Genomic DNA, 25,034 nt, shown 5'->3' with positions numbered 1-25,034 from the left:
CACGCCCGCAGACTACCGACTACGCCAAATGAGATGGGTTGTAAAGAGCCGCATGGAAACCGCGCGTAAGCGATGTCGAGGCCACGTTCGCCGCGCCGAAGCATTACTGCCCGGCAGTGATGGCTCCCTGCTCCGGATCCGTTGCCTCGCCCGCCACCGGGCCTCCGCGTAGCCCGGGTGCCAGCATCAAGGTCGCGGTCAGCGAAGCCATCGCCGTCACCACTATCCCGGTCGCCGGTGACGTCAACTCGGCCACCGACCCGGCCACCGCCGCACCAACCCCCTGCATGGTGAGCATCCCGGAGCTGTGGAGGCCCAGCGCCTGCCCGCTCAGTGCGTCAGGCGTCAGCGCGATCAGGCGTTCCTGTAGGAGTAGCCCCGCCGCGTACCCGAAGGTGGCAACGGTGACCAGCACCAGGGCGATCGGCAACCCCGGGCCCAGCGAGAAGAGCAGGTACGGGACGGCGAGCAGGACACACAACGGGACGGTCAGCCGCTCCCGCCACTGGGCCGGCAGGAAGCGGCCCGCGACAACGTCCCCGATCAGCATCCCCACGGCCCCGAAGGCGAAGAGGAGGCCCGCGTCGTGGGGCGAGTACGGGACGTAAAGCGACTCCACCCCGACGATCAAACCGTTCGGCACCCACAGCGCGAGGTAGACGTACCGCCGGGGCACCGAGGACCAGAGTCGTGCGTTGGTGCGCCAGGTCTCGGCGATCGACGTCCTCCCGGCGCCCCGGGGTGGCCGGCTGCTGAGCCCACAGCCCGCCACTACAGCAGCCAGCACGTACAGGGCGGCGGACAGGAACAGTGTGCCGCGTGCCGAGATCACCGTTACTAGCGCGCCGCCGAGCGCGAAGCTGCAAATTTGGATGACCCCGACCGACATATTGAGGACGGACCGCCCCAGCAGGTAGCTGTCCCGGGTCAGGATTTCGTTGAGCAGCCCATACCTCACCCCGCCGCTGACCGACCCGATGACGCCGAGCCCCAGCAGTACTACGAACACGGCCCAGACTGGCAGCCCGGGAACGGCCTGCACGGCTGTGCCCGCACCGAAGAGGAGGCTGAGGCCCGTCATGGCGGCGCGCGGTGGCAGCCGGTCCGCACCGGACAGTACGGTGGCCGCCCCTACTACCTGGGCGAACGCGGTCCCGAACATGGCCAGGGAGGACAGCAGCGCCGAGTCCGTCTGCTTGTACACCAGAACACCCAGGGCCAGCCCGCTGATCGTCTGGGCCGTGGTTTGCCCGGCCGAGGCGAGGAAGAGGGGGGTGAACTCGCTGGTACGGAAGAGTTCCCGATACGAACGCATGGCGGAGAGCCTCTCCGACATGAGATATCGGTCGTTAGATTTTCGCGGGGAGGCGAAACCAATGAGCTGGTGGCGAGTCGATACGGACACTCTCGCCGGGAGCCGTTTCGTCATCTCTCCGCTGGCCGAGGCGCTCGCTGGCCTGAAGACTCTGCATCGCGGCCGCGCTGCCCACGTCGGCGAGCACCAGTGGCTCGCCGCTCACCTCTCCAGCTACCGGGACCGCCTTGCCGGTGACCCAGTCACGGCCGCACTGGTCAGGGGCGCGCTGGGACGCCGGTGGAATGCAACCTTCCTTACGCCCACACCGATGGGCGATGGCGACCGCACGTTCGTCGAAGAGTTGGAGCAGGTCCGCGGCACCCCGCCTGCGGCCGTCCGCGCCGACCTGGAGGAGTCGCTCAACCGCTCACTGCCGAGTCTCCTGCGCCGCGATGACTTGGCCCAGCGGGCCGCGGACTTGTTGGAGTGGGTGTGGACGGAGGCCGTCGAGCCCTCCTGGCCACGCCGCCTTCGGATCATTGAGGCCGACATCGTCGCCCGTACCGCCCGGCTCGGGCTGCATGGCTGGGCCACCGCTCTGAACGAGATGCGCCCGGAAATGCGCTGGCTCGGGGACGACCGTCTGCAGACCACCGTCTGCGACAGCCCGCCGCTGGAACTTTCCCGGGGGCAGCTGATGTTCGTCCCGGTCACCCTGAACCAGAGCTGGGTTTGTTGGGACGTCCCGCCCGTTGACCATCGGCGTTCGCGTTCCGCCCGGCGGTACGCGGTCGTTTACCCGTGCTCGGGGGTCCTGGTCGACGACGCCCTCCGCGCGGCACCTAAGGCCATGGCTGCCCTTCTCGGCCCCGCCCGGGCCGAACTCCTCACTCTGCTCGACACCCCGAAGACCACCACCCAGCTGGTGGCTCTCACTGGCCTGCCCCTGGGCTCGGTGGGCCGGCACTTGCGGATCCTGCGCGAGGCCCACCTGGCCCAGCGCCGACGCGCAGGCCGCTCAGTCCTCTACTTCCGCACTGCGGCAGGTCAGGCCCTCGTGGCAGCACAATTCTCCGGGTCCGGTGATCCTTGACGGATGGGCCTACTCCAATCCGTGTGCTTCAGTGATGCAGGGTGATCAGCCTTGGGATACGGGTTCCCCTGCAGCCGGTTGAGGCGGTGGTGCGTCGCCGGTGAGGAGAGGCATGCCGAGGTCGACCAGTTGGGGGCGGCCTTACGCCATATGCCGTACGTCTTCCTGTGCGGTGCCCAGTTCGCACCACACGTACTTGCCCCGGCTGCCCTCGCGGGCCCGCGGCTGCCAGCCCCACACGTCGGCGCAGGCCCGGACCAGCGCCAGCCCCCGCCCGCCCTCCGCCTCGACGGCCCGGTCGAACGGCCGGGGCGGCTCCGGTGGCGACGGGTCCGCGTCCCACGCGCCGATCCACAGCGTGCCGTTCCCCGGCCAGCGCACCCGCAGGGCGGCCGGTCCCTCGGTGTGGAGCACGGCGTTGGAGACCAGCTCCGTCACGAGCAACTCCGCCGTGTCCACCAGGCGGATCAGGCCGTGCACCGTGAGGATCAGGCGGAGGGTGCGGCGGCAGACGGTGACGGCACGCGGGTCGTGCGGGATGGAGAGGGAGTACTCCCAGGAGTCGATTTCGGGCACGGCGAACTCCATTCGAGGATCAGGACATTGGGGGAGGGGCCGGTGTCGATGCCGCAGCCGTCACGGCATGACGGAGCGGTGCGCTTCCGGCGCCTGGGTGCACAGAGTGTCTGTCTCGTTGCCGAAAGTAGGTCTAATTATTCATGTCTCGCAAGCTGGTCGCGTAATCTGTCCCCGAACGGGTCGCGCTCTCGGGCGCGTTGGAACGGGGGAGCGGTCAATGGCCTTGAGACGCGAACCAACGGCACGTCAGCTTCGCCTGGCGGCCGAGCTGCGCAGGCTCCGAGAGGCAGCGGGTCTTGCCGCGCGGGAGGCGGCGGCGCTGCTGGGGGTAAGCCCCGTTCAGATCAGCCACATCGAGTCGGCCCTCGCGGGGGTGAGCGAGGAGCGGCTGCGTCGTCTCGCCGCGAACTATGCGTGTACGGATGCGGAATTGATCAATGCATTGGTGCGCATGGCGACCGACCGGACCCGGGGCTGGTGGGAGGAGTACCGCGGTCTCTTGCCCACGTCGTTCCTGGATCTGTCCGAGCTGGAGTACCACGCCTCCTGCCGGTGGGATGTGGACTTCCTGCACATCCCCGGTCTTCTCCAGACGGAGGACTACGCCCGAGCGCTCTTCTCCCGTCGGGTTCCGGAGCTTCCGCAGGAAGAACTGGAGCTGCGCGTACGCCACCGCCTACAGCGGCGAATCGTCATCCAGGGGTCCTGCCCCCTCCCGTACCGTGTGGTGATTCATGAGGCGGCACTGCGTATCAGGGTCGGCGGCCGGGCCGCCCTGCGAGCCCAGCTCACCCACATCCTGGAAGCCTCGGAGGCAGACCACATCACCGTGCGGGTCATCCCCTTTGACTTGGACGGCTTTGCCGACATCACCACCGCCATGGTGTATGCCGGCGGTGCCGTACCGAAATTGGACACCGTAGTACGTGACGGTCCGCACGGTTCGCTCATCATCGATTCCGAAGCGCAGCTTGGTGTCTTTCGAACGCTTTTCCATAGAGTGGAGGCGGCGTCACTCGACCCCCGGCGGTCGCGTGATCTCATCAACAGACTGGCCAAGGAACTGTGAGGTGTGCCGTGACCGCTCCCGTCGACTGGCGAAAGTCGTCCCACTCCGGCAGTGGTGACGGCAACGCGTGCGTGGAGATCGCGGAGCTCGGCCCCCGCATAGCCGTCCGTGACTCCAAGCACCCCGTCCACGGCCCCCTCGCCTTCTCCGCCCCCGCCTTCTCCGCCTTCGTCGCCGCGCTGAAGATCCACCCCACCGGTCCCGGCGGGGTTCCCGGCCCCGGGGAATAAGCGGGGACCGTCTCCTGTTGTCGGCTCGGCGAACGTCGTACGAATCAGGAGGCACCCCACCGTGGCCGCAGACGCCGTAGACGAGATCCGGGGGACGACCCAGGGCACCGCCCCCGTCCCGCTGTCCGTCCTGGACCTGGTCACCGTCGGTGCCGGCCGGACCGCCACCGACGCGCTGCGCACCAGCGTGGACATGGCCCGCCTCACCGAGGCCCGCGGCTTCCACCGGTACTGGGTCGCCGAGCACCACTCCATGCCCGGTGTGGCCTCCTCCTCACCGGCCGTGATCCTGGCGTACCTCGCCGCGCACACCGAGCGCATCCGGCTCGGCTCGGGCGGCGTGATGCTGCCCAACCACGCCCCGCTCGTCATCGCGGAGCAGTTCGGCACGCTGGAGGCGATGGCTCCCGGGCGGATCGACCTCGGCCTCGGCCGGGCCCCCGGCACGGACGGCGCCACCGCCGCCGCCCTGCGCCGCACCGAACGGCTCCACGAGGGCGCCGACGAGTTCCCGCAGCAGCTGGTGGAGCTGACCCGGTTCCTGGACGACGAGTTCCCCGACGGGCACCCCTACCGCCGCATCCACGCCGTCCCCGGCCCGGTGCAGGCGACCTCCCCGGGCGGCGTGCAGTCGCCGCACCGCCCGCCGATCTGGCTGCTGGGCTCCTCCGGGTTCAGCGCCCGCCTCGCCGGCGCGCTCGGGCTGCCCTTCGCCTTCGCCCACCACTTCTCGGCGCAGAACACCCTCCCGGCCCTGGACCTGTACCGGGAGTCCTTCCGGCCCAGCGAGGTCCTCGACCGGCCGTACGCCCTCATCGGCGTCTCCGCGCTCGCCGCCGACGAGGAGAAGGAGGCCCGGCGGCAGGTGATGGCCGCCGCGCTGAACATGGTGCGGCTGCGCACCGGCCGCCCCGGTCTCGTGCCGACGCCTCAGGAGGCGGAGGCGTACGACTTCAGCCCCATGGAGCGGGAGTTCGTCGACTCCTGGAACGCCAACGTCATCCACGGCACCGCCGACGCGGTCCGCGCCGGCCTCGACGACCTGCAGAAGCGCACCGGCGCCGACGAGCTGATGATCACCGCCAACGCGCACGGCGGCGACGTGCGCCTGCGTTCCTACGAGCTGATCGCCGACGCCTACGGGTTCCCGACGCCCGCCTGAACCCCGGCCCCGGGCGGTCCCAGCAGCTCGGGGATGCGCTCCGGCGGCACCGGACGGGAGTACAGCCAGCCCTGACCGGTGTCGCAGCCGATCCGGCGCAGGCGCGTGGCCTGCGCCGACGTCTCCACGCACTCGGCGGTGACGGTCAGGCCGAGCCGGTGGGCGAGCTGCACCATCGCCTCGACGATCACCTCGTCGGCGGCGGCGTCCCCCTCCTCGCGGGCCTCGCGCTTGTCGTACTGGAAGCCGCGGACGAAGGAGCCGTCCAGCTTCAGGACGGACACCGGCAGACGGCTGAGGTAGGCGAGGTTGGAGTAGCCGGTGCCGAAGTCGTCGATGGCGATGCGCACGCCCATGTCGCTCAGCGCCTTCAGTGCCTGGAGCGGGCGGCCCGCCGAGCCCATCACCGCCGACTCCGTCAGCTCCAGCTGGAGCAGGTGCGGCGCGAGGTCCGTCTCGGCGAGCACGTCGGCCACGTCGGCCACCAGGTCGGAGTCCCAGACCTGGCGCACCGCCACGTTCACGCTGACGAAGATCGGCGCCTCGTCCGGGTGGTCCAGCTGCCAGCGGCGGGCCTGCCGGCAGGCCGTGCGCAGCACCCAGCGGCCCAGCGGGACGATCGATCCGTCCTCCTCGGCCAATGTGATGAACCGATTCGGCGCCAGTATGCCGAACTGAGGATGTTCCCAGCGGATCAGCGCCTCGACGCCGTGCACCCGGCCGTCCTCCATGCCCACCAGCGGCTGGTACTCCAGGGTGAACTCGCCCCGCTCGATGGCCGGGCGGAGCGTGGAGGCGAGCGCCTGCCGGGTCATGCGGTGGGCGTTGCGCTCGGGGTCGAACAGCGTCCAGCGCGCCTTGCCGTCGGCCTTCGCCCAGTACAGGGTCGTGTCGGCGGCCTGCATCAGCGCGGTGGCGGTCGTCCCGGCGGCATGGCGTTCCACGACGCCGATCGACGCCGAGACCGACAGCCGCCGGTCCGCGAGGTCGAACGGCTCCTGAAGGGAGGTCAGCACCGACTCGGCGAGGTCGGTGAGCTGCTCGGTGCCGGTGGAGTTCTCGACCAGCAGGGCGAATTCGTCGCCGCCGAGCCGGGCCACCAGCGGGGCGCCGTCGGCCCGGGCACCGCCGGCCTCCTCGGCGCAGCGCGTGAGGCGTTCGGCGACGGCGGCCAGCAGCCGGTCCCCGACGCGGTGCCCGAGGGTGTCGTTGACGGCCTTGAAGCCGTCCAGGTCCAGGTAGCACAGGCCGATCCGGCCGGTGTCGCCCCGCTCGTACGACTCCGCCTCCAGTACGGCCGTCAGGCGCTCGAAGAACAGGGTGCGGTTGGGCAGCCGGGTCACCGGGTCGTGCATGCGCAAGTGGCGCAGCCGGCCCTGGAGTTCGCGCCGGGCGCTGATGTCGGCGACGGACAGCAGCAGACCGGGGGCCCCTTCCGCCAGCGGCGCCACGGTGATCCGCGCCCACAGCGTCCGGCCGTCGGGGCGTTTCAGGCGCCGGGCGCAGCGCAGTCCGTTCCTCCTGCCGCGCAGCACCTCGCGGTAGGCGTGCCAGGTGCGCGTGTCGGAGGCGAGGTCCACCAGGTCGGCGGCGGCGCGGCCGGCGAGTGCTTCGGGTCCGGCGCCGAGCAGCGCGGCGAGTGCCTCGTTGGCGCTGACGACCAGACCCTCGCGGTCGACGAGGGCCATGGCGAGCGGGGCGGCCGCGAAGGCGGAGCGGTAGGGGAGCGGCTCACCGGCGCGGGTGGCCGGGGCGGGGACCTCGGGGGTGGCCGGGGCGCCGGGGGAGGCGGGGGTGCCGAGGGGCGGCGGGGGTTCGGTGGCGGGGAGACCGAGGGGCGGTGACCCGGTGGTGACGGCGGTGACGGCGGTGGCGGCGGCGGTGGTGGCGGTGGTGGCGGCGTCGAACGCCGGCAGGTCCCTGCCGAGGGTGCCGTGGGCGAGCGGCCCGGCGCCGGGACTCCCGTACGCCGCCGGCCCGGCACCCGGAGCCGTACTGTTGTCACTCTCTGTGACGGCTGACCGGATGAGGTCTGCCGCGGGCGTCGGCCCTTCGGACGTTCCGCTCACCGCTCGCTCCCGCAGTGCACTCGATCTCTGTCCGTGCAGGAAAGTGTGCCGATCATAGAGGCTGGTCCAGGGCCCTTCCAGCCGCAATTCGGCATTCCGGGCCGGCCGCCCGTTCCGGCAGATCGTTTCTGCGCGTACCTGGACGGGTTCTTCACGCCCCCGACCAGTTGTGACGTTCAGTGAGCGCCCCGGGGTTTCGACTCCCTCGGAAATTTCGGCACGCTCACCCGTCCGGTGCAGACGAACAGGGCGTAATCCGACAAATATGCACAAGCTGGATGTGGTGTCCCGTGAACCCCGTCCGGAGGTCCTTGTGCCGCGCCCGTACCCCCTGAGGCGACTTCCCCGCGAGGCCCTCGAGGGGCCCGGCGCGCGGCGTCGCCGGGCAGGCTCCCGGTCCCGGCTGCGCAGTACGGCGGCCGTGTGCACCACCATGGCGGCGCTCGTCGCGACCTCCCTGGTGACCGCCCCCTCGGTCGCCGAGCCGTTCTCCCCGGCGCCCTGCGCCCTGGAGCGCACCGAGGCGCACCACTCGGAGGGCCTGGACACCTGGAACCCCTCCTATCCGCGGCCGGTCCGCGGACTCGACGCGGTGATGGTGTTCCTCTCCTTCCCCGACTCCCAGCCCCTGACCAGCCCGCGCGAACTGGCCGCCGACCACTTCCCGGCCACCACCCGCTTCTTCCAGCGGGCCTCCTACGGGCAGTTCACGCTGCGCCCGCACCCGCTGCGGCACTGGATCGGCATGCCGCGGCCGTCGACGGAGTACGCCATACAGCGGGACTGGCACGCCGAGAACCGGGCCGCCTACCTGCGCGACGCGCTCACCGCCGCCGACGCGCACGTCGACTTCTCCCGCTACGACATCGTGTACTTCGTCGCCGACCCGGACGCGCCCGGCGTGGACTCGGACGCCACGAAGGTCGTCAACCTGGACACCCCGCTGCGGGCCGACGGCACCGCCATCCGGCGGGTGGTCACCGTCTTCGAGAACCACCCGCCGGACCGGCTGGTGCTGGCCCACGAGACCGGTCACGTCTTCGACCTGCCCGACCTGTACCACCGGCCCGTCGACGGCAAGGGCGACTGGGACACCCACGTCGGCGACTGGGACCTGATGGGCAGCCAGTTCGGGCTGGCGCCCGACCTGTTCGGCTGGCACAAGTGGAAGCTGGGCTGGCTCCAGCCGCGCCAGGTGGTGTGCGTGGCGGGTCCGAGGCCGGCCCGGCTGACGCTGGAGCCGCTGGGGGCGGGGCCCGGGGTGCCGGTGACCGGTGCCGCGGGGATGCCGTCCTTCGGCCTCGGCCGCGGCGTGAAGCTGGCGGTCGTCCGCACCGGCGCCGACAGCGTCCTCGCCTTCGAGGTGCGCGGGCCGGTCGGCAACGACACGGCGGCCTGCGAGGCCGGGGTGCTGGTGTACCGGGTGCGCGGCGGCGCCGCGTCCGGCGGCGGGCCGGTCGAGGTGATCGACGCCCATCCGCGGACGGAGGCGTGCTGGGAGGGCTCCGTCTACCCGCCGCTCGCGGACGCGCCCGTCGCCCTCGGGGAGAGCTTCACGGTGCCGGGGGAGGGCGTGCGGGTGGAGGCGGAGGGACGGACGGCGGCGGGGGCGTGGACGGTGAAGATCACCGCCGGGTGACCGGTGACCGGTGACCGGTACGGCCGGGTGGCTACGCGAGAAGCCCCCCGCTCGCGCGAGGGGCTTCTCCGTGTCGGTGCGCCGCCAGGGACTCGAACCCCGGACCCGCTGATTAAGAGTCAGCTGCTCTAACCAACTGAGCTAGCGGCGCCTGCTGACGTCGTAGACCTTAGCACCCTGGTCGGCGGGAGGAGAAATCGAGATCCGCACGGCCGTCCGGGCCGCCCGCACGGCCGCCCACAGCAGCACCTCCGGGCCCGGCAGCCAGGGGTGCCGGGTGTCCGGCGCGACCAGCCAGCGGGAGCCGGAGCGGGCGGGGGAGCCGGCGCCGTGCAGTGACGGGACGGTCACCGCGTCACCGGTGCCGTGGCACAGCAGCGGCGGCACCGCGTCCGCGCGTCCGCCGCCCCGGCCGCGGGCGCCCCACTCCTCCCACTCCAGCAGCGAGGGCAGCCGCTGGGCCGTGCCCGGCGTCGAGAAGAGCAGGGTGCGGCCCCGGAACTCCGCCACCGGCCCCGAGCCGGGGCCCTCCTCCCACAGCCGGTCCAGCATCCGGCGCCCGAAGACGGCGGGGGCGCTGACGACGTCGAAGGCGGAGCCGCAGGGCAGTACCACGGGCGCGTCCGGCTGCTCCTCCCAGAGCGCGAGCGTGCTGCGGGGGTAGGTGCCCGCCGAGGCCAGCCAGGCGGCGCCGGCCGTGGTGACGTCCGAGATGTGCGGTGTGCTGCTCATGGATGTCAGGTCTACAGCCCGTGAGCGCTCTGTTCCGCAGAGTCGCAGAAATTCGGGACAGGGTGGACCCGGGCGGAGTAACCTGCCCGCTTGGCATATGCCGGGCCGCCCTGGACCGCCGGCCCCTGGCGGGGACGGGGACGGGAAACAGGGGGACTGAAGGGAGGACGGGAACGCCGGGCCCCGCGGGGAGGCGCGGTCACGCCCGGTCGGTGTGGTGCGGGCCCTCCCCGCCGCGCAGCAGGTTGCGTCCGAACTCGACCATCTTCTTGGCGTAGTCCTCGGTCCAGTCGGCCCGCTCGGCGATGTCCGCCGTGGTCAGCCGGTCGAACCGCCGGGGGTCGGCGAGCTGCGCCGCCGCGACCGCCTGGAACTCCATCGCCCGGTCCGCCGCCGCGCGGAACGCCTGCGTCAGCTCCGTCGCGCGGGCCAGCAGCGCCCGGGGGTCGTCCATCGACTCCAGGTCGAAGAAGTGTTCCGGGTCCGCGCCCGCCTCCGCGGGCTCGAAAAGCAGGGGCGCGGGGCGTAGCCGCGGTTCGTTGCGACGCGGCGTGGGCTCCGCCATGTCTTCTCCTCCTCGTACGTCGTGGACGGCCCCTCCCCGCGAGCGGGGGGCGCCCTTCGGGGCGGTGGGCCACCGTCCATTGTCCCGCGCCCGCGCAAGGGGGCCCAGGGGCGCGGGCGCGTCCCCGTGGCGCGGGGTGCGCGGCGGCCGGACGGCACGGCGTCCCGCCGGCCGGTCCCGTGACCGCCGCGCCCGGCGGCGCGACGGTCACGGACGCCAGGGCACCCGGTGTTCCGCCAGGTGGGCCAGGACCGCGTGGTTGGCCTCCCAGCCGTCCGGGAACTTCACGACCGTCCCCAGCCGCACCGGCTCCGTCGACGGGTAGTCGTCCAGCAGTTCGTCCACCCCGGCCCGGCACACCACGATGCACGCGTGCCGGTGGCGGGAGGCCAGCACGCACAGGCGGCCGGTCTCCAGGTGGAAGGCGGTGGCGTCGGGGCGGCCGGACAGCGGGTGCAGGACGACCGTCACGTCGTACTCGCGGCCCTGCAGCCGGTTGGCCGTGTCGACGGTGACGCCGGTGACGCCCAGCTCCGCCAGCGCGGCCCGCACCGCCGCCGCCTGGTCGCGGTGCGCGGTGCCGACGGCGATGCGTCCGGCGGTCAGGGGCGCCGGTTCGGGGGAGCGCTCGGAGGTCGCCGCGCCGCCCCGGTCCAGGAGGCGGCGGACCACCGTCGCCACCGCCCGCACCGCCTCCGGGTCGGTGCGGGGGGTGTGCCGCGGCGGCAGCTCCAGCAGGCCCCAGCCGCAGGCGGCGGCCTCGTCGATCACCCGGTCCGGTCCGGAGCCGTCGGCGGGGACGGCGAAGGCCAGGCGCCGGTCGCCGTGGCCGGTGCCGCTGCGGAACGGCGTGTACGGGTAGAAGGCGTCCGACACCAGCGGCGCGGCGGACGCCGGGAGCCGCCACGACACCGGCAGCCGGTGCTGCGGCAGGCCCGGGTTGTGCGCGAGCAGGGTGGTGACGGCGGAGGCCGACGGGTCGTACGACAGGCCCGCCCACTGCTCGCCGCCCACGATCGAGAACGGGTCCAGCTGGCCCGGGTCGCCCACGAACAGCGCCCGCTCGAACAATCCGGCCACGGCGAGCAGCGCGTCCGAGCGCATCTGGTAGGCCTCGTCGACGATGGCGTGCCGCCACGGCTCGTCCACCTTCACGTGCGCCCACTTGGCGGCCGTGGACAACACGACGGGCAGCCCGGCGAGGCCGGCGGCCTTCGCCGACGTGCGGACGTTCGGCAGGGCGTCCAGCGCCTTGTCGTAGGGGTCGGCGTCGCTGCTGTGCAGCCGGCCCACCGGCAGGTCGGGGTTCTTCTCGGCGAGCCGCAGCACCAGGTCGTCGACCTGGGCGTTGGTCTGCGCCACCACCATCAGCGGGCGTCCGGCCTCGGCCAGCTCCAGCGCCGCCCGCACCACCAGCGTGGACTTCCCGGCGCCGGGCGGGGAGTCGACGACGACGCCGCGCTCGGCGCCGTGCAGGGTGTCGCGGAGGATCGCCTCCGTGGCACGGGCGGCCTCCGCGCCCGGATCGAAGCCGGCGCCGGCGCCGGGAGCGGTGGCGAGGACGGTCTCGGTGGTCACAGGAGGTCCTCCTCCGTCACGGGGTCGGCCGCTTCGGGCGCGGTCCGCTCACCGGGCGGTCCGCCGTGCGTCCACGGGGTCTGTTCCGGGTCGGGCAGCCTCGCGCCGCCCCGCTGCTCGTGCTCGAAGAGCGTGAAGCACACCCGGTCGCCCTTCTCGGGCACGCTCCCGGCCTCGGGCTCCTTGCCCCGGCCCATCTTGTCGAGGATCCGCAGGACGACGCCCACGCCGCCCCCGCCCCGCCCGTCGCACTCCGCGAACTCCACGAACTCGGCCGCCTGCGGCCTGCCGCCCAGCGACCGGTACACCTTCGTCCGCTCGCTCAGCTGCGGCCGGTCGTCCGTGCGCACGGTGACCAGCGGGCGCGGGCTGGGCCGCCGGCCCTCGCCGTACGCCATGACGACGTCCGTGACCTCACCGGCGAACGCCTCCCCGGCCAGCCGCCGGCCGGCCATCACCAGCGGGTCGTCCAGCGCCTCCTGCGCATCCAGCCGGGCCTGCTCGCGCTCCCGCGTGGCCAGCTTGTTCGCGGCGGTGACCGCGTCGTCGCGGCGCGGCTGCGGGGGCTCCCCGGCGGCGACGCGGTCGCGGTGCCCGGTGAACGACCAGCGGTCGCGCGTCCACCGCTCCTCGACGTGCGCCCCCGGCGGCAGGGCCCGCAGCAGGTCCACACCCCGCCACACCGCGTCCCACGTGGGCCGCGTCCGGCTCTCGACCAGGGCGCGGATCTCCCGCTCGGCGGCGGTGACGGCACCGAGCCGCTCGTCCGCCTCCAGACCGTCCTCGGCGGCGGCCAGTGCCGTACGGGCCCGGTCGTAGCGCTCGATGGCGGGGGCCAGCAGCCTGTTGTCGAACGCCGGGTCGGTGGCCGGGCCCGCGGGCGGGCACAGCAACTGGCCGGCGGCGTCCCGCGCGAGCTCGGCCCGCAGCGCCGCCTCGGCGCCGGACCTCCCCTCGGGCGGGTCGATCCAGGCCAGCAGCGCCCCCAGGTGCTGGTCCTCCAGCGAGGACTGCCCGGTCGCCCAGTGCCGGCCCAGCAGGTCCGTCATGGCCAGCAGCAGCGACGAGCCCGGTACGCGGGCCCGCTCCCCGTAGTGGGTCAGCCACCGCCCGAGCAGCGGGACCCGCGGCGGCGCCGGGTAGGGCGCCTGCGGATCCTGCTCCGCCGTCCGCCGGAAACGCATCGAGCGGCCCAGCAGCCGTACGAAGTCGACGCCCGCGCGGCTCGGCACGAGCAGTTGCGCGGCGTCCGCGCACAACTCGGCCTCGACCTTGACCCGTTTGCCGGTCTCCGGGTCGGTCTCGGTCCGCGCGGCGGCCTCCACGCAGTCCGCGTACGACTCCACGTACGGCAGGACGACGTCCGCCAGTTCGGCCAGGAACGCGAACCTGAGGTCGCGGTCGCGCGGCTGCGGCACCACCAGCAGGCGCGGGGCGTCCCGGTCGGTGCCGACCAGCGCGCCGAGCGGGGCGCCGGCCTCCCCGGCGGTGGTCAGCGGCACGAACACCAGCGGCCGGTCGGACAGGTGCCGGTGCCGGACCGTGGCGGCGGGCTGGGCCCGCCCGGCGCGCACCGCCTCCAGCCGGGCGAGGGTGGTGATCAGCGACACAGGGCCGCCTCCGGTCCGGCGGAAGGGGCCGGGAGCGTCCGCGCGCGGGCGGCGTCCAGCGCCTCCGCCCGCAGGGCCGCCGCGCGGCGCAGCGCCGCCACCGCCGGATCGTCCGGGTCGCCGGCCTCCCCGCGGGCCGCCGCGAGGACGTCCTCGACCGAGGACAACCCGCCCAGCTCGGCGCGGACCGGGCGGCCGAGGGCGGTCACCGCGCCGCCCTCGCGGGCGCGGGCGCGGCAGTGGAAGGCGAGGTCGCAGGCGGACAGGCACTCGGGCGCGTACGCCGCCGGGACCGCCTCGACCGCGGCCGTCAGCTCCTCCACCGGCAGTTCGGGGGAGAAGCAGGTGCCCTCGGGCAGGGTGTCGGCGATCTCCTCCACGCGTGTGAGACGGCTCAGTTGACGGGCAGTCACCGCGCGCTGCCTGCGCACGTCGACGGCGGAGGCGGTGGGCAGGTTGGAGAAGTCCCTGGGGCAGACCAGCAGCACCCGGTGGCGCACCCGCGGGGACGCGCCCTCCCGGGCGAGGCGGGCGGCCACCTCCTCCAGCGCCAGCACGTACACCGCCGCCTGGCGTGCCGCGGCGCCGACCTTCGCCGGATCCGCGGCGCCGTCCAGCATCGGGAAGGACTTGATCTCGACGACCGTCCAGCTTCCGTCGGGGTGCACGACCACCGCGTCCGGTTCCAGGAAGGCGGGGGAACCGGCGACCTCCAGCACCAGCAGGGGATGGTCCAGCAGGGTCCACCCGCCCGACCCGGCCGCCTCGCGCAGCGCCAGCGCCGTACGCGCCACGCGGCCCTGCGGGCCGGCCGCGGACAGGTCGGGCACCTGCGCCCGCGCGGGCGGCTCGGCGCCCGGGTCCAGCCGCTCGTGCGCGAGCCGCAGCAACTCCGCGCCGCCGTCCGCCTTGACCCGCGCCTCGAACGCGTTGCCCCGCATGAACGCGAACTGTGACTGCCCGAAGGCCGACGGCGAGCCCAGCGCGCTCGCCAGCGCCGCCTTGTCCACCCCGGCGCCGTCCAGGAGCGCGCGCCGCCGGCACCCGGGGTTCGCGGCGAGGGCGGCCAGGGCGCGCGCGTCCAGCGCCTTGGCCGGTACGTCGGGACCGCGCAGCTCAGCGAACCGGTGCCGGAGCACCGCCCCCCGCGTCCGCGGGAGAGGTGCCGGGTCCGGCCGGTGCCGGGAACCGCTGCTCGCGCTGCCGTGGAATTCGCTCACCCGCGGAAGTCTGGCATCCACCACTGACATTCGGGGACTTCGCGTCCCTCGAGGCGCCCGCGACCGGGGTGGCCTTCGTGCCGGGGGCGGTGCTCGCGCCCGGGGCGACCCGGGCGGTGGCCCACGCCCTGGCCCGGTCCGCGCACCGCGTCACCCGCGGCGCCAGCAGCAGGCCCAGTCCCATCACGGCCGCGCCCGCCACCGCGTCGAGCAGATAGTGGTTGGCCGTGCCCATGACCACCACGGTCGTCACCAGCGGATAGACGACACCGGCCGCCTTCGCCGCGCGCGTCCCCCCGTACCGCCACAGCACCACCCCGCACCACAGCGCCCAGCCCACGTGCAGGCTCGGCATCGCCGCGTACTGGTTGGTCATCCCGCCCAGCCCGCGCGGCGCGCTCGCCTCGCCTCCCCACCAGCCGTAGGCGCTGTAGTGGGCCATCGTGTCGACGAAGCCGTGACCGGCGCCGAGGAGGCGGGGCGGGCAGGTCGGCAGCAGCGTGAAGCCGATCAGGCCGATGAAGGTGGACGTCATCAGCCAGGTGCGGGCGGCGCGGTAGTGCGCGGTGCGCGAACGGAAGACCCATACCAGGATCGCGGGCGTGACCAGGTAGTGCAGCGACGCGTACCAGAAGTCGGCCGGTACGCCGAGCCAGGGCTCACGCGTGAAGAGACGATTCAGCGGATGTTCCGCGTCGAGGCGCAGCGCCTGTTCGACGCGCAGGATCGCCAGGCCGTGGCCGACGGCGTCGGCGACGTCGCCGCCCACGAGGAGCCGGCCCGCCGAGTAGCAGGCGTACACGAGGACGATCAGCGGCAGTTCGGTCCACCAGCGGGGCCGGGCGGCCGGGACGGCTCCGGTGTCCGGTGTCTCGGCGTGCGGCATCCGATCGCCCTCCCCTTCTCCCACGTGCCCGGCGGACCGGCCGTGCCACTCTACGGCGTACGGGCGCCCCTTTCCCGGAGCGCCCCCGGCCCGGATAGACGTCGGGATCACCCGCCGGGTTGCCCGTGCGCGACGTGCGCGATGATGGAAGGGTCCGCCCGAGATCCACCCGGAAAGGCCCCCCATGGCACCGCGCATCCTGCTGGCCCGGCACGGACAGACGGAGTGGTCGCTGTCCGGCAGACACACCGGCAGGACCGATGTGCCGCTCCTGGAGGAGGGCCGCCGCGGCGCCAAGCTGCTGGGCGAGCGACTGCACCGGGCGCCCCTCGACGGCCTGCCGGACGTCGAGGTCCGCACCAGCCCGCTCTCCCGCGCGCGCGAGACGTGCGAGCTCGCCGGCTTCGGCGACCGCGCCCGGTTGTGGGACACGCTGATGGAGTGGGACTACGGCGCCTACGAGGGCATGACCCCGGCCGAGATCCAGGCCGTCCGCCCCGGCTGGCTGATCTGGCGCGACGGCGTCCCCGAGGGCGAGACGCCGGCGGACGTCGCCGCGCGCGCCGACGAGGTGGTCGCGTGGGCGCGCGAGCGGGACCGTGACGTCCTGGTCTTCGCCCACGGCCACATCCTGCGGTCGATCGGCGCGCGGTGGCTGGGCCTGCCGCTCGACTTCGCGGCGCGCATCCGGCTCAACCCGACGTCCCTGTCGGTCCTGGGCTGGGCGTACGGGGAACCGGCGATCGAGAGCTGGAACGACCTGGGGCACCTGGCCGGGGAGTGACCGGGCCCTGGGGCGGGGCCTGCCGGGGGACCCGGCTCCGAGGCGGGATCCCGTGGAGGGGCCGTACGCCGCCGGGGCCGCCGCCTGCCCGCCGCGGCCGGCCCGCACGGCTCGCACGGCTCGCTCGGCCCCGGGCGGGTCCGCGCGTCCGCGCCGGAGTACGGCCCCTGCCGGGTCCGGGTCCCCGCCGGGCGCCGTCCCCGCCGGACCCGGCTCGCCGGACCCCGGCCCTCACCCGGCGCCCCTCACACCCGTCCCCGTCCCTCCGCCTTCGCCCCCGCCTCCGCCCGTGCCGCGCACCGGTCCAGGAACGCCGCCACGCCGGGAGCGCGCCGGTGCGGCAGCAGCCGCCGCGCCGTGCCCGCCAGCATCGTGTGCACGCGCGAGGACTGGACCTCCTCCAGCAGGCCCAGCACCCGCGTCCCGGCCGCCGCCGCCTCGTCCGGCCGCCCGTCCCTGGCCAGGTCGTCCGCCAGTTCGGCGGTGTACAGCGCGATGTTCCGCGTGAAGTGCGGGTCCTGCAGACCGGCGGCCCGCTCCGCGTGCCGCGCCGCCCGTGCCCACTCGCCCAGCGCCGACCAGCACTGCGCCTCCAGCCCTTCCAGCTCGGCATCCCCGTAGAAGCTCATCCACTCGGGATCGGCGTCGCGGGGGCCCCGCTCGTGGAGGGTCCGCGCGCGGGCCAGCGCCTGCGCGCAGGCGGCGCGGTCGCCGAGCCCCGCCCAGCCGCCCGCCTCGCGCAGCGCGAGCAGGGACAGCAGACGGGCGGAGCCGAGGGAGCGGGCGACGTGCTGCGCGGCCTGCGCCGCCCGGACCGCCTCGCGCGGCCGGCCCGCGTCCCGCGCGAGGAACGCCGTGTTGCAGAAGGCGTGTGCCTCCAGGGCCGCGTCCCCGGTGGTCCGGGCGGTCGCCAGGGCTTCCGCGTAGTGGGAGCGGGCGTCGGGGAACCGGCCGGAGTCGTGTGCCAGCCAGCCCACGGAGAGGGCCAGTTCGCCGGCGCTCGCGGCGAGCCGGTCCGCCGTCGCCTGCCGGGTCGCCCCGGCGTCCAGCAGCGCGTACGCGGCGCGCAGCGGGGCCGCCGCACGCCGGTGCAGGCCGCCGGCGCCGTGGCGGTCGTCGAGCAGCCGGATCCGGCGAACGGTCTCCTCGAGCGCGCCCGCGTCGCTCGCCCCGGCCCGGCGCCCGGGCCGCCGGGCCGCCGCGGCGTCGAAGGCGAGTCCCAGGGGGCCCAGGGAGGCGGCGGCCACCGTGGCGCCCCCGCCGGTCATGAACGCGCGACGCAGCACGTCGCCCTCCTCGTGGTCGTCGTGTGTGTCGTACGGATGACGGGGGCCGTGCGGACGGCCGGGGCCGGACGGCCGGGGCGGGGCGCACGCGTCGCACGGGGCCTGCGTCCCGTCGCCGGTCCGCGCCGCGGCGGCGGTGGGCGGCGAGGGCGCGTCGCCGGTGCGCGCGCGGCGCCCGCGGACGGACGAGCGGGGGGCGAACCCCAGATCGGTGAGCGTGCGGCCGGGGAACATGTATAGGAACACCCGTTCGTACGCGTAGTTGGGGCAGCGGATCTCGCCCGACTCGACCCGGCCGATGTACCGCGCGTCGCAGCCGACCCGCTCGCCGATCTCCCGGGCGGCCCGGCGGACCGCCGCCGCGAACTCCGCCGGCGAGCGCTGCCCGCGTAACCGCCGGAAGGCGAGGTTCGGCTGCGGTGGCCGGCCGGGCCGGCCGGAGGTCACCGTGGACGACGCCATGGCCGGGTCCTCTCGTGCGAACCGTCGAACCGCGCCGGATCCGGGACGGCCCGGGGCCACGGCGGGCCGGTCGCCCGTGGATGTCCCGATTCCGGCGGGGCACGAAGGTATCCGCTGTGACGGGGTCGCTACGCGGGGTTTGACGGTGAACCGCGCGTCTCGTCCGTCATCTGCCATGAAGTGCCATCCTTTGTGGCGGAATTGTCCCGTAGCCGTTGACGCCCCGAGACGTTGAACCCCGTGGACCGGGAGGCCCCCGACTCCCGACCGCTCGACCGAGAAGGGGTTTTGAGGTGGAGGCCGGGATGGAGACCAGCCGGATCGACGACCTTCGCAGACCGCCGTCGGCGGCGGGACGCGCGTCCGCTGCGCACGGCGGCGCACCCCCGTGCGCGGAAGCGGCCTGCGACGTCGTGACCGTGCCGACGCGCCAGGGGCTGGAGGCGGTCGACATCCTGCGACGCGGCGCCGGCGACGCGGTCGGTCCCGTCCTGCACGACGACGGCCGCGGCACCCTGGGCTTCCTGGTGCCGCCGGGCACGGCCGCCGCGTGGGACGTCCCCGGGAGCACCTGTACCGGGACCGACGGCCGCGGCCTCGGTCTGCCCCCCGTGCCACCGCCGGAGGGCTCCGGCTGGCTGCTGCCGCCCGGCGAGGCCGACCCGGCGACCGACCCGGCCGTGCTGCGGGCCGCCCTCGGGGAGGCGGCCCGGCTGATCGCGGCGGCGGACGGCTGCTGCTGAGCGCCGCGACCGGGCGGGCCGCCGTACGCCGGTGCCCGGCCGCCGGGCACGGGCGCCCGGTCCGATAATGGCCTGATGGGAAAGTCCAGGAACGCCCGGCGCGGGCGGAGCGCGGCGGAGACCGTCGTCGAGCACGTCGACGGCGGGGTCGCCGAACTCGTACCGGACCGGGACCGGCCGCGGGCCTGGACGCTGCTGATCGACGGGGCACCGCAGTCGCACGTCGACCTCGACGACCCGGCGTACCTCTCGTTCGAGTACCAGCGCCGCCTGGGACACGTCATCGACCTCGTCGCCCCGCCGGGCAGGCCCGTCCGCGCCGTGCACCTCGGCGGTGGCGCCCTCACGCTCGCCCGTTACGTCGCCGCCACCCGCCCCCGCTCCACCCAGCAGGCCGTCGAGCGGGACGCGGCCCTCGTCCGCCTGGTCCGCCGGGAGCTGCCGCTGGACCCGGGCGCCCGCATCCGGGTGCGGTCCGCCGACGCCCGTGAGGGACTGGCCAAGGTGCCCGACGGATGGGCGGACCTGGTCATCGCGGACGTGTTCGGCGGGGCCCGCACCCCGGCCCACCTGACGTCGGCCGAGTTCCTGGACGAGGTCCGCCGGGCGCTGGCACCGGACGGGGTGTACGCCGCCAACCTCGCCGACGGCCCGCCGCTGGCGCACCTGCGCGGGCAGATCGCCACCGTCGCCGCCCGCTTCCCCGAATCGGCGCTGATCGCCGATCCGGCGGTGCTGCGCGGCAAGCGCTTCGGCAACGCCGTCCTCGTCGCCTCCGACCGCCCCCTGCCGGTCGCCGAACTGACCCGCCGCGCCGCCTCCGACCCCCACCCCGCGCGCGTGGAGCACGGCAGGGCGCTGACCGACTTCGCCGGCGGGGCCGCCCCCGTGACGGACGCCGCGGCGGTGGCGTCACCGGCACCGCCCCCGTCCGTGTTCCGCTGACGCGGCGGACCGGGCGGTTCGAACCGCCGGGCGGTCCGGCCGGTCCGGCGGTTCCGGTGGACCGGCAGCTTCCGGTCTCCGCCCGCGGCGGGCCGTCGTGCCGGGAGCGGAACACCGGCACCCGCTCGGCGCCGGCGGCGGGCTCCACCCGGACCCGGGCCGGGCACCACGCGCCCGCCCCCGCCGCCGGGGCCGCGGATCCGCCCCGGGACGGCCGGCCACCCGCGGGCGCCCGCCCGCGGGTGGCCGGCCGTCCCGCCCCCGCGGCGGAGGGCGGCATCCCCCGGGCGCCGCCCCCCGCCCGCTCCTCGTGGCCGCCTACAGGTCCCCGGCCTTGGGCAGCGTCCCCGTCCGGGCCGCCTGCCCGTACCACAGGGCACTGGTCTTCGGGGTCCGCTCCAAGGTGGCGTAGTCGACGTAGACCGCGCCGAAGCGCTTGGCGTAGCCGTACGCCCACTCGAAGTTGTCCATCAGGGACCACAGGTAGTAGCCGCGGACGTCGGCGCCGTCGGCGAGGGCGCGGCGGACCGCCGACAGGTGGCCGTGCAGGTAGGCGACGCGCTCCGGGTCGTGGACGCGGCCGTCGGGACCGGGCTTGTCGTCGTAGGCCGCCCCGTTCTCGGTGATGTACAGGGGCAGGCCCGGCGCCTCGCGGGTGTAGCGCATGATCAGCTCGTGCAGACCGGACGGGTCGATCGTCCAGCCCATCTCGGTGCGCTCGCCCGGCGTCTGGTGGAACGCCACGTCGTCCGCGGCCGGCCACGGCGAGTGGTCGCCGCCCCCGTGGCCGTCGGCGCGCGGGCCGGCCGGGGCGGAGTCCGCCGCCGACACCAGGGCCGGGGTGTAGTAGTTGAGGCCCAGCGCGTCCAGCGGCTGGTGGATCGCCGCCAGGTCGCCGTCCCGGACGTAGGACCAGTCCGTCAGGGAGGCCGTCGCCTCGAACAGCGACCGCGGGTACGCGCCGTGCAGGACCGGGCCGTGGAAGACGCCGTTCGCCAGGTCGTCGATCTTCCGGGCCGCGGCCAGGTCCGCGGGCCGCTGCGACAGCGGGCGGACGACCGAGGAGTTGAGGCTGAGCGCCACCGAGTTGTGGGCGGGCATCGCCGAACGCAGGGCCGTCGCGCCCAGCCCGTGCGCCAGGTTGAGGTGGTGGGCCGCGCGCAGGGCGGCCGCCGGTTCCGTGCGGCCGGGGGCGTGCACACCGGAGGAGTAGCCGAGGAAGGCGCTGCACCACGGCTCGTTGAGCGTGATCCACTGCTCCACCCGGTCGCCGAGTGCCTCACCGACGATGTGCGCGTACTCGGCGAACCGGTACGCCGTGTCCCGCTCCGGCCAGCCGCCCGCGTCCTCCAGCTCCTGCGGCAGGTCCCAGTGGTACAGGGTGAGGGCGGGCTTGATGCCGTGCGCGAGCAGTTCGTCCACCAGGCGGCGGTAGAAGTCCAGGCCGCGCCGGTCGGCGGGGCCGCGGCCGGTGGGCTGGACCCGGGGCCAGGAGACGGAGAAGCGGTAGGCGTTCAGGCCCAGCCCCGCCATCAGCGCCACGTCCTCGCGGTAGCGGTGGTAGTGGTCGACCGCCACGTCACCGGTGTCGCCGCCGGCCGTCCTGCCCGGCGTGTGGCTGAAGATGTCCCAGATCGACGGCGTACGGCCGTCCTCCCGCACCGCCCCTTCGATCTGGTAGGCGGAGGTCGCGGCCCCCCAGAGGAAGGTGGGAGGGAAAGGCGCGGCCATCAGGTCAGACATGGAGTCGCTCCCGTGAGTCGGGGGCCTCATTATGCATGGGAGCGCTCCCATAGCGGAAGAGGGGCTGAGGCGGCGAGCAGCACGGATCCGATCCCCGCCCCGGCCTCCCGCCCGCCCCCGAAGGCGGCCGGGCCCCGCGACGCGACGCGTCCCCGGCCCTTGGGCCGAGGGGCCCGCCCTCCGGCCGGGGTTCCGCCTTCCGGCCGGGGTTCCGCCTTCCGGCCGGGGTTCCGCCTTCCGGCCGGGGTTCCGCCTTCCGGCCGGGGTTCCGCCTTCCGGCCGGGGTTCCGCCTTCCGGCCGGGGTTCCCGCCCTCCGGCCGGGCGTCTCGCCCGACCCCGCGCTCCGGCCGAGCGTCTCACCGACCCTGCGCGCCCCGGCCGAGCGCCCCGCTCAGGCCGACTCCCGCACCACCAGCTGCGTCGGCAGGATCACTTCCCGGTGGCCGGAGCCGCGCTGGGCGATCTCGTCCAGCAGCAGGTCGGCCATGGTGCGTCCCATCTCCTCCAGCGGCTGGCGGACGCTGGTCAGCGGAGGGTCGGTGTGCCGGGCCACGATCGAGTCGTCGAAACCGACGACGGCCACGTCGTCGGGCACCTTCCGGCCGGACGCGCGCAGTTCCAGCACGGCGCCCGAGGCCATCACGTCGGAGGCGGCGAAGACGGCGTCGAGGCCGGGGCGCCGGCGCAGCAGCTCCCGCATGGCCGCGCGTCCGCCCTCCTCCGTGAAGTCGCCGTGGGCGACCAGATCCTCGTCGACGGCCAGGCCCGCGCCCTCCAGCGCCTCGCGGTAACCGTCGAGGCGGGCCCGGGCCGCGTCCATGTCCAGGGGCCCGGTGATGGTGCCGATGGACCGGCGGCCCCGCGCCAGCAGGTGCTGGACCGCGCTCCTGGCGCCGCCGCCGTTGTCCGCGCGCACATGGCCCAGCGGCTCCCGGCGGCCGCGCCGGCCGGCCAGCACGGTCGGCACGGAGAGCTCCTCCAGCCGGTCCGGCAGCGTGTCGTCGCTGTGGACCGCCATCATCAGCACCCCGTCCACCCGCTGGGCGGACAGGTACGTGGCGAGCCGCGCGTACTCCTTCTCCTCGTCCACCAGGACCAGCAGCAGCTGCATCCCGGCGCGGGAGAGGCGGGCGGACACGCCCCGGATGATCCCCGAGAAGTACGGCTCGGAGAAGAGCCGGGTCTCGGCCTCGGGGACGACCAGGGCCACCGAGTCGGTGCGGCGGGTGACGAGGGAACGGGCGGCGCGGTTGGGGACGTAGCCGAGATCGGCGATGGCCTGCTCCACCGCCGCCCGTGAGCGGTCGCTCACCTTGGGGGAGCCGTTGATCACCCGGGAGACCGTGCCGCGGCCGACGCCGGCGCGGGCGGCCACGGCGTTCAGGGTCGGACGCCGGACGTCCGCGGCCGCGGGCGGCTGTTCGGCAGGGCTCATCGTTCACCTTCCGGTGTTCGGCGGGGGTCGCGCCATTCTCGCCCAGAAAACCGGACGGTGGCCTCCGCGGGGAGGCGCCGGCGCCTTGCCGCGGGGAGCGCGTCGACGGTGACCTGCGGAAACCGTGCACGGAGCGGACCGGGGCCGGGCCGGCGCAAGGCTGCGGGGCGACACATTCCCGTGACGTGCGGAACACGCTTGCGCAACAACGCCGTTTTCAAGTCTTGACACTCGGCCCGGCAGGAAGGAGTCTTCCGGCATGCCGCGTGGGAGCGGTCCCACGGTTGGTCCGGGGGGTTTGCTCCCGTGTGGGGAGCACCATCAACGGCCCTTCCCTCCTCCCCCTGTGACACCTCGTTGACCAGCACCCTTCGCACCGCACCCCGCGTGCTGTGGGCCTGGCCGCTGCTCCAACCGAGAGGGCAGGTCCGGACCGCCGGACTTCGGAGGTCTGCTTCCTGAGGTCCCGTTCGCCACTGGAACAAGGAGTACTGGAATGCGCATCACCCGCACCGGCGGCGGTCGTGGCCGCAAGGCGGCGGCCGTGACCACGACGGTCCTGACGGCCTCGGCCCTGTTGCTCACCGGCTGCAGCGACGACGGCGGTTCCGACGACGCCGGCGACTCGGGCGGCAACATCACGCTCACGGTGGCCGACTACGGGCAGTTCGGTTACAAGGAAGCCGGTCTGTTCGAGAAGTACCACGAGCTCCACCCGAACATCACGGTGAAGGAGGAGGTCTCGTCCAACGAGCAGGACTACTACCCGAAGCTCCTTCAGCAGCTGAACTCGGGCAGCGGCCTCGGGGACGTGACGGCCATCGAGGTGGGCCGCATCACCGAGATCGTCACCACCCAGGCGGACAAGTACGTCGACCTGAAGGACTCCCTCGACGTCTCCGACTGGGTGTCCTGGAAGTCGAAGCAGGCCACCACCAAGGACGGCGCGGTCATCGGCGCAGGCACCGACATCGGCCCGATGTCGCTGTGCTACCGCAGGGACCTCTTCGAGAAGGCGGGCCTGCCGACCGAGCGCGAAGAGGTCGCCAAGGCGGTCGAGGGCGGCTGGGAGGACTACATCAAGCTCGGTGAGCAGTACCAGAAGAAGGCGCCGTCCGGCACCTACTTCATGGACTCCGCGAGCGCCATGTTCAACGCGGTCGTCAGCTCCTCCCCGGAGCAGTACTACAACGCCGAGGGCGAGGCGATCTACAAGGAGAGCGCCTCCGTCAAGCGGGGCTGGGACCTGGCCGCCGAGGCCGCGGAGAAGAAGCTGACCCAGGGACTGGCCCAGTTCCAGGACCCCTGGAAAGCGGCGCTGCGCAAGGGCAGCGTGGCCACCGTGGTCTGCCCCGCCTGGATGGCCACCCAGATCGCGACCTACTCCGGTGACGAGTACAAGGGCAAGTGGGACATCGCCCGTTCGCCCGGCTCGACCGCGGCCAACTGGGGCGGCTCCTTCCTGGCCGTGCCCAAGAACGGCAAGCACGTGAAGGAGGCCATCGAACTGGTCAAGTGGCTGACCGCCCCCGAGCAGCAGGCCGCCGTGTTCAAGGCGGCGGGCATCTTCCCGTCGAACCAGAAGGCCTACGACCTGCCCGACGTGAAGAACGGGACGCTGCCGTACTTCAACGGCGCCCCGGTCGGCCAGATCTACGCCGAGGAGGCCAAGTCCATCCCCGAGGCCGTCCTCGGCGCGAAGGACGCCACGATCAAGGACACGATCTCCCGGGAGATCAACAACATGGAGCAGCGGGGCACCGACCCCGACGACGCCTGGAAGTCCGCGACCGAAGAGATCGACAAGGTGATCGGCTGACACCCGCCGGTGCGGGCGGCCCGCGCACCCGCCCGCACCGCGCCCGGGCGCGCGGGGCCGGCCGCACCACCGGCCGGCCGTCGGACG

21 protein-coding genes and 1 tRNA gene are annotated in these 25,034 nt (G+C 74.2%); 9 read left to right on the top strand and 13 right to left on the bottom strand.

The features are described 5' to 3' along the window. Positions 1-103: 103 nt before the first annotated feature. On the bottom strand, positions 104-1,315 hold the full coding sequence (locus ACSU6Z_RS10250; RefSeq protein ID WP_437050251.1) for an MFS transporter: 1,212 nt from the start codon (positions 1,313-1,315) through the stop codon (positions 104-106). Positions 1,316-1,376: 61 nt separating this feature from the next. Between ACSU6Z_RS10250 and ACSU6Z_RS10245 the strand changes: the two genes are divergently transcribed. Further along, positions 1,377-2,390: an ArsR/SmtB family transcription factor gene (locus ACSU6Z_RS10245; protein WP_437044655.1), complete on the top strand. Its 1,014-nt coding sequence runs from the start codon at positions 1,377-1,379 to the stop codon at positions 2,388-2,390. A gap of 141 nt (positions 2,391-2,531) precedes the next feature. Here ACSU6Z_RS10245 and ACSU6Z_RS10240 read toward each other — a convergent pair whose 3' ends face one another. Then, positions 2,532-2,966, bottom strand: coding sequence for an ATP-binding protein (locus tag ACSU6Z_RS10240; protein WP_437044654.1), 435 nt, complete (start codon positions 2,964-2,966; stop codon positions 2,532-2,534). A 220-nt stretch (positions 2,967-3,186) separates the two neighbouring features. On the opposite strand from ACSU6Z_RS10240, the gene ACSU6Z_RS10235 reads away from it, so the two are divergent. The 3 genes from ACSU6Z_RS10235 to ACSU6Z_RS10225 all read left to right on the top strand — a co-directional run bounded on the left by ACSU6Z_RS10235 (position 3,187) and on the right by ACSU6Z_RS10225 (position 5,430). After that, positions 3,187-4,038, top strand: a complete 852-nt coding sequence (locus tag ACSU6Z_RS10235; RefSeq protein ID WP_437044653.1) for a DUF5753 domain-containing protein — start codon at positions 3,187-3,189, stop codon at positions 4,036-4,038. Between the two features lie 8 nt (positions 4,039-4,046). After that, positions 4,047-4,268 (top strand): DUF397 domain-containing protein, encoded by a 222-nt coding sequence (locus ACSU6Z_RS10230; protein WP_437044652.1) that lies wholly within the window; start codon positions 4,047-4,049, stop codon positions 4,266-4,268. Between the two features lie 61 nt (positions 4,269-4,329). Next, positions 4,330-5,430, top strand: coding sequence for an LLM class flavin-dependent oxidoreductase (locus ACSU6Z_RS10225; protein WP_437044651.1), 1,101 nt, complete (start codon positions 4,330-4,332; stop codon positions 5,428-5,430). Here ACSU6Z_RS10225 and ACSU6Z_RS10220 read toward each other — a convergent pair. Continuing rightward, positions 5,406-7,499, bottom strand: a complete 2,094-nt coding sequence (locus ACSU6Z_RS10220) for a putative bifunctional diguanylate cyclase/phosphodiesterase (RefSeq protein ID WP_437044650.1) — start codon at positions 7,497-7,499, stop codon at positions 5,406-5,408. The two genes, ACSU6Z_RS10225 and ACSU6Z_RS10220, sit on opposite strands and share 25 nt — an antisense overlap. A gap of 265 nt (positions 7,500-7,764) precedes the next feature. Here ACSU6Z_RS10220 and ACSU6Z_RS10215 point away from each other — a divergent pair, with 265 nt between their 5' ends. Then, a complete protein-coding gene (locus tag ACSU6Z_RS10215) occupies positions 7,765-9,138 on the top strand; it encodes a M6 family metalloprotease domain-containing protein (protein WP_437044649.1) in 1,374 nt (457 codons plus the stop codon). A 77-nt stretch (positions 9,139-9,215) separates the two neighbouring features. On the opposite strand, the gene ACSU6Z_RS10210 is transcribed toward ACSU6Z_RS10215, so the two are convergent. From ACSU6Z_RS10210 to ACSU6Z_RS10180, 7 genes are all read right to left on the bottom strand, one after another. Then, a tRNA-Lys gene (locus tag ACSU6Z_RS10210) sits at positions 9,216-9,289 on the bottom strand. Continuing rightward, complete coding sequence (locus ACSU6Z_RS10205) at positions 9,280-9,870, bottom strand: bifunctional DNA primase/polymerase (protein WP_437044648.1); 591 nt, start codon at positions 9,868-9,870, stop codon at positions 9,280-9,282. The genes ACSU6Z_RS10210 and ACSU6Z_RS10205 overlap by 10 nt, the downstream gene beginning before the upstream one ends. Positions 9,871-10,069: 199 nt before the next feature. Then, positions 10,070-10,435, bottom strand: a complete 366-nt coding sequence (locus ACSU6Z_RS10200; RefSeq protein ID WP_437044647.1) for a hypothetical protein — start codon at positions 10,433-10,435, stop codon at positions 10,070-10,072. Between the two features lie 207 nt (positions 10,436-10,642). Beyond that, on the bottom strand, positions 10,643-12,013 hold the full coding sequence (locus ACSU6Z_RS10195; protein WP_437044646.1) for an AAA family ATPase: 1,371 nt from the start codon (positions 12,011-12,013) through the stop codon (positions 10,643-10,645). Beyond that, positions 12,010-13,623: a hypothetical protein gene (locus tag ACSU6Z_RS10190; RefSeq protein ID WP_437044645.1), complete on the bottom strand. Its 1,614-nt coding sequence runs from the start codon at positions 13,621-13,623 to the stop codon at positions 12,010-12,012. The genes ACSU6Z_RS10195 and ACSU6Z_RS10190 overlap by 4 nt, the downstream gene beginning before the upstream one ends. Then, positions 13,614-14,762: a hypothetical protein gene (locus ACSU6Z_RS10185; protein WP_437044644.1), complete on the bottom strand. Its 1,149-nt coding sequence runs from the start codon at positions 14,760-14,762 to the stop codon at positions 13,614-13,616. The genes ACSU6Z_RS10190 and ACSU6Z_RS10185 overlap by 10 nt, the downstream gene beginning before the upstream one ends. Beyond that, a complete protein-coding gene (locus tag ACSU6Z_RS10180; protein ID WP_437044643.1) occupies positions 14,740-15,729 on the bottom strand; it encodes a phosphatase PAP2 family protein in 990 nt (329 codons plus the stop codon). The genes ACSU6Z_RS10185 and ACSU6Z_RS10180 overlap by 23 nt, the downstream gene beginning before the upstream one ends. Positions 15,730-15,913: 184 nt before the next feature. Here ACSU6Z_RS10180 and ACSU6Z_RS10175 point away from each other — a divergent pair, with 184 nt between their 5' ends. After that, on the top strand, positions 15,914-16,513 hold the full coding sequence (locus ACSU6Z_RS10175; protein WP_437044642.1) for a histidine phosphatase family protein: 600 nt from the start codon (positions 15,914-15,916) through the stop codon (positions 16,511-16,513). Between the two features lie 245 nt (positions 16,514-16,758). Here ACSU6Z_RS10175 and ACSU6Z_RS10170 read toward each other — a convergent pair whose 3' ends face one another. Then, positions 16,759-18,261 (bottom strand): hypothetical protein, encoded by a 1,503-nt coding sequence (locus ACSU6Z_RS10170; RefSeq protein ID WP_437044641.1) that lies wholly within the window; start codon positions 18,259-18,261, stop codon positions 16,759-16,761. Between the two features lie 305 nt (positions 18,262-18,566). Here ACSU6Z_RS10170 and ACSU6Z_RS10165 point away from each other — a divergent pair, with 305 nt between their 5' ends. Together ACSU6Z_RS10165 and ACSU6Z_RS10160 are read left to right on the top strand one after the other, a co-directional pair. After that, positions 18,567-19,004, top strand: coding sequence for a hypothetical protein (locus ACSU6Z_RS10165; RefSeq protein WP_437044640.1), 438 nt, complete (start codon positions 18,567-18,569; stop codon positions 19,002-19,004). Between the two features lie 75 nt (positions 19,005-19,079). Beyond that, the gene (locus ACSU6Z_RS10160; protein WP_437044639.1) at positions 19,080-19,949 is read left to right on the top strand and encodes a spermidine synthase; all 870 of its coding nucleotides are present in this window, start codon (positions 19,080-19,082) and stop codon (positions 19,947-19,949) included. 318 nt (positions 19,950-20,267) lie between these two features. Here the strand turns inward: ACSU6Z_RS10160 and ACSU6Z_RS10155 are convergent, their stop codons facing one another. After that, positions 20,268-21,692: a GH1 family beta-glucosidase gene (locus ACSU6Z_RS10155; RefSeq protein WP_437044638.1), complete on the bottom strand. Its 1,425-nt coding sequence runs from the start codon at positions 21,690-21,692 to the stop codon at positions 20,268-20,270. Positions 21,693-22,084: 392 nt separating this feature from the next. Beyond that, on the bottom strand, positions 22,085-23,128 hold the full coding sequence (locus tag ACSU6Z_RS10150; RefSeq protein ID WP_437044637.1) for a LacI family DNA-binding transcriptional regulator: 1,044 nt from the start codon (positions 23,126-23,128) through the stop codon (positions 22,085-22,087). A gap of 496 nt (positions 23,129-23,624) precedes the next feature. On the opposite strand from ACSU6Z_RS10150, the gene ACSU6Z_RS10145 reads away from it, so the two are divergent. Further along, positions 23,625-24,947, top strand: a complete 1,323-nt coding sequence (locus tag ACSU6Z_RS10145; protein WP_437044636.1) for an ABC transporter substrate-binding protein — start codon at positions 23,625-23,627, stop codon at positions 24,945-24,947. Positions 24,948-25,034 lie beyond the last annotated feature (87 nt).

This window comes from Streptomyces sp. enrichment culture, assembly GCF_964273145.1.
Classification (GTDB): Bacteria; Actinomycetota; Actinomycetes; order Streptomycetales; family Streptomycetaceae; genus Streptomyces.
Note: the sequence above shows the minus strand (reverse complement) of the source record. Positions and strands in the feature narration are given on the sequence as shown.

Bases quoted from the DNA above. Each gene is read 5' to 3' on its own strand.
- ACSU6Z_RS10245 (WP_437044655.1), top strand. From the start codon at position 1,377: ATGAGCTGGTGGCGAGTCGATACGGACACTCTCGCCGGGAGCCGTTTC.
- ACSU6Z_RS10155 (WP_437044638.1), bottom strand. From the start codon at position 21,692: ATGTCTGACCTGATGGCCGCGCCTTTCCCTCCCACCTTCCTCTGGGGG.
- ACSU6Z_RS10160 (WP_437044639.1), top strand. From the start codon at position 19,080: ATGGGAAAGTCCAGGAACGCCCGGCGCGGGCGGAGCGCGGCGGAGACC.
- ACSU6Z_RS10145 (WP_437044636.1), top strand. From the start codon at position 23,625: ATGCGCATCACCCGCACCGGCGGCGGTCGTGGCCGCAAGGCGGCGGCC.
- ACSU6Z_RS10235 (WP_437044653.1), top strand. From the start codon at position 3,187: ATGGCCTTGAGACGCGAACCAACGGCACGTCAGCTTCGCCTGGCGGCC.
- ACSU6Z_RS10170 (WP_437044641.1), bottom strand. From the start codon at position 18,261: ATGGCGTCGTCCACGGTGACCTCCGGCCGGCCCGGCCGGCCACCGCAG.
- ACSU6Z_RS10180 (WP_437044643.1), bottom strand. From the start codon at position 15,729: ATGCCGCACGCCGAGACACCGGACACCGGAGCCGTCCCGGCCGCCCGG.
- ACSU6Z_RS10250 (WP_437050251.1), bottom strand. From the start codon at position 1,315: ATGCGTTCGTATCGGGAACTCTTCCGTACCAGCGAGTTCACCCCCCTC.
- ACSU6Z_RS10150 (WP_437044637.1), bottom strand. From the start codon at position 23,128: ATGAGCCCTGCCGAACAGCCGCCCGCGGCCGCGGACGTCCGGCGTCCG.
- ACSU6Z_RS10205 (WP_437044648.1), bottom strand. From the start codon at position 9,870: ATGAGCAGCACACCGCACATCTCGGACGTCACCACGGCCGGCGCCGCC.
- ACSU6Z_RS10165 (WP_437044640.1), top strand. From the start codon at position 18,567: ATGGAGACCAGCCGGATCGACGACCTTCGCAGACCGCCGTCGGCGGCG.
- ACSU6Z_RS10175 (WP_437044642.1), top strand. From the start codon at position 15,914: ATGGCACCGCGCATCCTGCTGGCCCGGCACGGACAGACGGAGTGGTCG.
- ACSU6Z_RS10200 (WP_437044647.1), bottom strand. From the start codon at position 10,435: ATGGCGGAGCCCACGCCGCGTCGCAACGAACCGCGGCTACGCCCCGCG.
- ACSU6Z_RS10215 (WP_437044649.1), top strand. From the start codon at position 7,765: ATGCACAAGCTGGATGTGGTGTCCCGTGAACCCCGTCCGGAGGTCCTT.